This is a genomic window from Campylobacter sp. CNRCH_2015_0338h, assembly GCF_025772785.1.
Taxonomy (GTDB): Bacteria; Campylobacterota; Campylobacteria; order Campylobacterales; family Campylobacteraceae; genus Campylobacter_D.
The window spans coordinates 1-6,660 of the sequence record NZ_JAKMST010000016.1 but is presented as its reverse complement, the minus strand read 5'-3'; the positions used below and the strand labels follow the sequence as shown (position 1 = coordinate 6,660).

The following is a 6,660-nucleotide window of genomic DNA, read 5'->3' as shown; positions in this document are numbered from 1 at the left end:
CAGCTACATTGCTCATAGAAGGAAAAGCATATTTAACACCCATATCCCAACCATTAGCAGGGCGTTCTAATATATAATCTTTATCAAAATCATAACTATTAATCCAATCACTTAGTCTTTGATAAATATTAGCATGAAAAGCTAATGTATCAATCATACTTTCAAAGCCCAAAGACATTCTTTTATGTTCTCTACTAAAATCATGATCATAAACTAGGTTTAATCCTAGCATGATATTTCCTGAATTATTTAATGCTAATGCATTAGGATAATATCTTATACCACCACCAAAGTGACCTATGATTCTATTATTATCATATCCACCTATACCGCTTTGTAAAAAATAAGATATTTTTGGGTTATCTTCACTCATAATAGGTAAAAGAACTTTGGCATTACCACTTAAACCACCTCTGTCATTATAGTTTAAATTAAACTCGCTACTAATGGAGTGATTAAGAGAGTGTAAATATTCTTGGATTAAAGTATTAGCTTGTAAGCTTAAATAATTACCTGCTAAATCTCTTATAAGTTTATCTCTTTCTTTATTGTCTTTGGCATTATATACATTACCTATGGTTTGAATAACATTAATAACCTTATTAGATAATTCTTCATCTTCTTTACTAAGATTAGAATCTTTCTTTGGTTTTTCTTCTAATAGCTTTTTGACTCTTGGGTCAATACTATTATTATACTCTTTAAGTATTTGCTTTTGATCATGGTTTACATGATTAACCGCAAGAACCTGATTATTATCTATAATGATTTTATCTTGATTTTTTAAAATCATTATTTGAGAAAAAAGAAAAGTGTGAATAAGTAAAACAAGTAAAAATGTTTTTTTCATATCCCCCCCCCATAACCTACATTTAATTTTTATCTGTGATGAGAATATGATAACACAAAAAATACAAAAGTGATAAAAAAGTTATAAAAAGATTAAAAAATAGCCAAAAAACTATCAAATATAATAATTATTTATAAACTATAATCAAAATTACTTTTATTTTTTATTAAAAAACTACATATATATTTATTATTATTTACATAACATCAAAAAATTACTTTTATTTACTTTTTTAAGATAATGGATAAATAGTCTTTTGTAGTTTTTATATTTATACTTTATTATATTGTTTAATGTATTTGTAGATATGAAAAAATAGTATTTATATAAGAATATAAATTGCACTTATTATATTTGGTATATAAAGTATAAATACTAAGCTTATATATAGTAATAAATAAAGAGTATAAATATCTTATTATATTCTTTAAATAATTATAATATAGTGTTTTTATATAAATTTGATAATAGTTGTTATAATCTTAAAATAACTTATTAAAAAAATATATTTAATTATAGTTTATGTGTTTTTATAAATTAGGTAATAAGTAAAATAATATATGGAATGTTTAATGGAAGATGAAAGATGGTTTAAGTGTAAATTTAAAGCTTAAAAATAAGCTTTAAATTTATTAATATTCATATTGATTTAGTTCTTCTTGGGTGCCAAGTAGCATTAGTATATCATTTAAATAAGCGGTGGTTTCTAAATTTGGCATAATACTCCAAGTATCATGCTGTTTGTGTGCAATGACTTTTAAGTTTTGACCAATAGATTGCAAAGTTTTTCCTGCTAAGTTTTCATCCACTAAAAGTTTTGCTACTTTGATAGTGTTGGCTGAAAGATCTATGATCTCAAAATTTGGATTAGTGATAAGAATTTTAGCTAAACGCTTTGCTGATTCTTTTTCAGGATAGATGACTTTATTAACCCCAAGTTTTGAAAGAATTTGCCCGTGTGTAGAAGAGTTTGCCTTGGCAATGATGTTTTTTACTCCAATTTCTTTTAAAGCCATGAAAGTGAGTATGCTTGATTCTAAATTTTCACCTATGCTAAGTATGACAACATCTGCATTTGCATAGCCTGCTTCCTTTAAGGCTATAGTATGAGTAGAATCTAAAATATAAGCAAAATCTGCATGATCTTGCAATTCCTTAACCGCTTCTTCATCAATATCAGAAACAATAACTCTTTTACCTTGATCAATAAGTTCTTTTGCTAAAACTGAACCAAACCTTCCAAGTCCTATAATACCATAAGTTTCTTTTTTCATAATATTATCTTTCCTTTTGGATAATTCAAATATTTTTCTTTTTCTTTAAAAAATATACTAAATAAAAATGCAAGCACACCCACTCTACCACTAAGCATTAACAATATGATAAGTAATTTACTTTCAGAGTTAAAAAGTGCACTAAGCGATAAAGTCCCACCATCTCCTACTGAAACTCCTACTGTAGCAAACGCTGAACTTGTTTCAAAAAGCAAGGGTAAAAAGCTTTTATCATCTTCAATTAAGGATAAAATTAATACACAAGTGATGATATATACAATAGAACTTACCGCTATAATAAAAGCTTTATTGATAGTTTCTGTGGGAATTTCAAAGTTGAAAATTCTTGCATTACTATCTTTGATACTCCAATAAGCATAGATTAGCAATACAGCAATTGTAGTTACCTTAATACCCCCAGCTGTTCCACCAGGTGCACCACCTACAATCATAAATAAAGATCCAAAAAATAAACTTGCATCTTTAAAGGTGCTAAGATCAAGAGTATTAAACCCTGCTGTTCGGTAATTTACCGCTGTAAAATATGCACTCATAATTTTATCAAAAAGTGAAAATTCTCCTATGCTTTTTGGATTATGGTATTCAAATAAAAAGACTACCAAGCTTGCAAAAACAATCAATATAACAGTAGAAATTAAAACAAGTTTTGTATGCAAACTTAAGCTTGCAAAACGTTTTTTAGAAAAAAAGTATAATTCTAATAATACAAAATACCCTAAACCTCCAATGATAATTAAAGATGTGATAACAAAATTAATCCAAAAATCATCTCTATAAGGCATTAAACCACTTTCAAATATACTAAATCCTGCATTATTAAAAGCAGAAATAGAGTGAAAAACACTAGCCCATAGAGCTTCGCTTAAATTCATATCAAGCTTAAATCTTAAAAATAACAATAGAGCACCTAAAAGCTCAATAGCAAATACAAAAAACAAAACCTTTTTTAAAAATCCTACAAGGCCATCAGCTTCAGGATAGATCAAGGATTCTCTTAAAAGATTTTTTTCTCCAAAACTCATCTTTTTGCGCACTAAAATATATAAAGCCATAGCTATACTCATATAACCTAAGCCACCTATTTGAATAAGCAATAAGATAACAAGTTGCCCATAAAAGCTAAAATCTAATGAAGTGTTTAATACAATAAGTCCTGTCATGCTTACAGCTGAGGCACTAGTAAAAAATGCATCTAGAAAAGATATGGGCTTAGTGTGCATAATAGGAAGCATTAAAATAAAGGTACCAAAAAGTGCAACTAGGATATAACCTATAAATAAAATTCTTATATTTTTTCTATCTAAGGATAATTTTGTCATTTTGATTCTTTAAAATTAAAAAAACATTCTACTTAAAATTGGTTAATAAGTAAAAAGAGAACTTTCCACTTTAAACGTGGAAAGTTGAAGTATTAAAGCATTCCTACTGCTAAGAAGCCTAGAGCAACAGCTATAGCTATAGCTAATACACCAGGGATAAAGAATGCGTGGTTGAATATGAATTTTCCAATTCTTGTTGTACCTGTATCATCCATTTGAACTGCACCTAATAAAGTAGGGTAAGTTGGTAGAACGAAAAGCGCTGAAACAGCAGCAAAACAAGCAACTAGCATATAAGAATCTGCAGGATTTGTAGCTGAAATTCCTAATGCAGCGATGATAACTGGAACAATAGCTTTTGCAGTAGCTGCTTGAGAGTATAAAAGCATACTGGCAAAGAAGAATGCAACTGCAAGCATAGCTGGAGTTTGTTTAACCCATTCACCTGCTACTTCTTTAATACCTGCTTCATGACCCGCAACGAAAGTATTTCCAAGCCAAGCAACACCAAATACACATACACAAGCTGTCATACCTGATTTAAATACACTTGTATCTAAAATTTTTGCAGGTTCAACTTTGCATAAGAATGTAATTAAAGTTGCAGCTGTTAATAAGAAACTCATAATTGCAGCATCTCTTGGAATAACTACTGGATCAATCCATTTGATATTATTAGAAATTGCTGTAGCATAAAGAACAACCGCTAATACTGTGAATAAGAAAATAGCAACTGAAAGTTTTGCACCTGGTTTGTCTTCGCTTTGTAAAACATCAGAAGCACTTTTTACAAGACCAGCTTTTAAGCGTTCTTGATATACAGGGTCTTTACTAAGATCCATTGGGGTGATTAAGCTTACAATGAAAGCTGTAATCATACAAGCAGCAAAAGTAGTTACAATCCAAATACCAATTAATGCAGGATAATTCCAACCAAGTGGCTCTAATACACCAGTCATATAAACAACAGCAGCACTAACTGGAGAAGCTGTAATACCAATTTGTGAAGCAACAACCATTAATGAAAGTGGAGCTGATGGTTTGATGTTTTGTGATTTTGCAACATCAATGACAACAGGCATTAATGAAAATACCGCATTACCAGTACCTGCTAAAATAGTAAGCAACCAACCGCAAGCTGGTGCAAGGTAATTGATAAATCTTGGATGTTTACGTAAAATTCTTTCGGTAACTTTTACCATATAATCCAAACCACCTGCTTGTTGCATAGCAGAAATCGCAGCAATTGCTGCAGCAATGATTAAGATAACATCCCAAGGAATATTACCTGGCTTCATACCTAAAACAAGACCTAAAATAACAACACCCAAACCTCCGGCATAGCCTATTGCTATGCCACCAAGGCGGATACCTATGAATATTGCCCCAAGAAAGACAACAAGTTGTAAAATAATCATAATATCCATGATTAAACTCCTAAGTTAATTAAGCTTTTCTTTTTTCTGTCATGTGAGGATTTAACATATTTTCTGGTGTTAAAATTCTTTCAATTTCTTCTTTTGGAAGATATCCTCTTTCAAGACAAATATCGCCAACTGCTTTACCAGTTTCTAAAGCCTCTTTAGCAATACTTGCAGATTTTTCATATCCTAAAACAGGATTAAATGCTGTAACAATACCGATTGAGTTAAGTACAGATTGTTTGCATGCTTCAGGATTTGCTGTTAAGCCTCTTACAGCTTTTTCAGCTAGAGATTTCATTGCATTTTCAAGTAATACTATAGAGTTAAATAATCCATAAGCAATACCTGGTTCAAATGCATTAAGTTCAAATTCTCCTCTTTCAGAGCAAAGCATAATAGTAACATCATTTCCTATAACTTCATAGCAAGCTTCACCTACTGCTTCACAAATTACTGGATTTACTTTACCTGGCATGATAGAGCTACCTGGTTGCATTTTTGGTAGATTAATTTCACCTAAACCACATCTTGGGCCCGAATTCATTAATCTTAAGTCGTTTGCAATTTTAGATAATCTTACTGCTGCAGTTTTTAACGCGCCACTTACATGTACAAAGTCAGCTGTATCTTGAGTAGCAGCGATAAAATCTTCAGCTGGTTTAAATTCAACACCAGTGATTTCTTTTAATTTTTTCTCAACCACAAATTTGTAATCAGGGTGGCAGTTAATTCCTGTACCAATAGCTGTTGCACCAAGATTTAAATAACTCATTGACTCACGAGCTGCTGTGATTTTTTCAATATCACTTTTAATATAGCTAGCAAAAGCGTTGAAAGTATTTCCTAAAGTAGTAGGAACCGCATCTTCAAGCTCTGTTCTACCCATTTTAATGATATCTTTGTATTCTTTAGCTTTAGCTTCTAATTCAGTTTTTAAAAGTTCCATAGCTTTTAAAAGATCAGTAAGTTTTGCATAGGTAGCTACTTTGATTGAACTTGGATAAGTATCATTTGTAGATTGACCTAAGTTTGTATGATCATTTGGATGAAGATATTGGTACTCGCCTTTTTTGTGTCCCATACTTTCAAGAGCGATATTAGTGATAACTTCGTTGGTGTTCATGTTTGTACTAGTACCAGCACCACCTTGGATCATATCTACTACGAATTGATCTAAAAATTCACCAGCAATCAATCTATCGCAAGCTTTAGCAATAGCATCAGCTTTGTCAGCATCAAGAACCCCAACTTCTTTGTTAGCAAGAGCAGCTGCTTTTTTAACTTGAGCGAAAGCTTTTACAAAATAAGGATAATCTTGTAATCTTCTGCCACTCATATGGAAGTTTTCTAGTGCTCTAAAAGTTTGCACTCCATAATAAACCTCGTCAGAAATTTCCAACTCGCCAATAAAGTCGTGTTCTTTTCTTGTTCCCATGATGTACTCCTTGTGGGTTTTATTTAAGTTTTGTTTATAAACTTAATGAGTATTATATAACAATTTTTTATAAAAGTTTCATAAATTTTTCTGAATTTATCAAAAATCAATAAAAATATATAAAATAAATTAGAATATTGATATTCATTTTATAAATATAATGCTTTTTTGGTAGGTATTTGATGTTTGTAGTGTTTATTATTGCTTTTATTGTTTATTTTTTAAAAATTTATATTTACTTTTTGTATAATTTTAAAATTCCACAAAAGACAAAAAGATTATGAAATTGATAGATTAAATTTGAAGAAATTAAATTTGAAAGTCTTACTAAGCTAAT

Annotated in this window: 5 protein-coding genes; all 5 read right to left on the bottom strand. The window is 30.2% G+C overall.

Annotation, left to right across the window (positions count from 1 at the left end; translation table 11 throughout):
• Positions 1–850 (bottom strand): inverse autotransporter beta domain-containing protein (locus tag L8X30_RS07775; RefSeq protein WP_263679751.1); only part of this gene is annotated, 850 nt, incomplete at its 3' end.
• Positions 851–1,482: 632 nt separating this feature from the next.
• On the bottom strand, positions 1,483–2,124 hold the full coding sequence (locus L8X30_RS07770; protein ID WP_263664328.1) for a potassium channel family protein: 642 nt from the start codon (positions 2,122–2,124) through the stop codon (positions 1,483–1,485).
• Positions 2,121–3,464, bottom strand: a complete 1,344-nt coding sequence (locus L8X30_RS07765; RefSeq protein ID WP_263679750.1) for a TrkH family potassium uptake protein — start codon at positions 3,462–3,464, stop codon at positions 2,121–2,123. The genes L8X30_RS07770 and L8X30_RS07765 overlap by 4 nt, the downstream gene beginning before the upstream one ends.
• A 92-nt stretch (positions 3,465–3,556) precedes the next feature.
• The gene (locus tag L8X30_RS07760; protein WP_263679748.1) at positions 3,557–4,891 is read right to left on the bottom strand and encodes an anaerobic C4-dicarboxylate transporter; all 1,335 of its coding nucleotides are present in this window, start codon (positions 4,889–4,891) and stop codon (positions 3,557–3,559) included.
• 19 nt (positions 4,892–4,910) lie between these two features.
• Positions 4,911–6,323: an aspartate ammonia-lyase gene (locus tag L8X30_RS07755; RefSeq protein ID WP_263664325.1), complete on the bottom strand. Its 1,413-nt coding sequence runs from the start codon at positions 6,321–6,323 to the stop codon at positions 4,911–4,913.
• Positions 6,324–6,660: the final 337 nt, after the last annotated feature.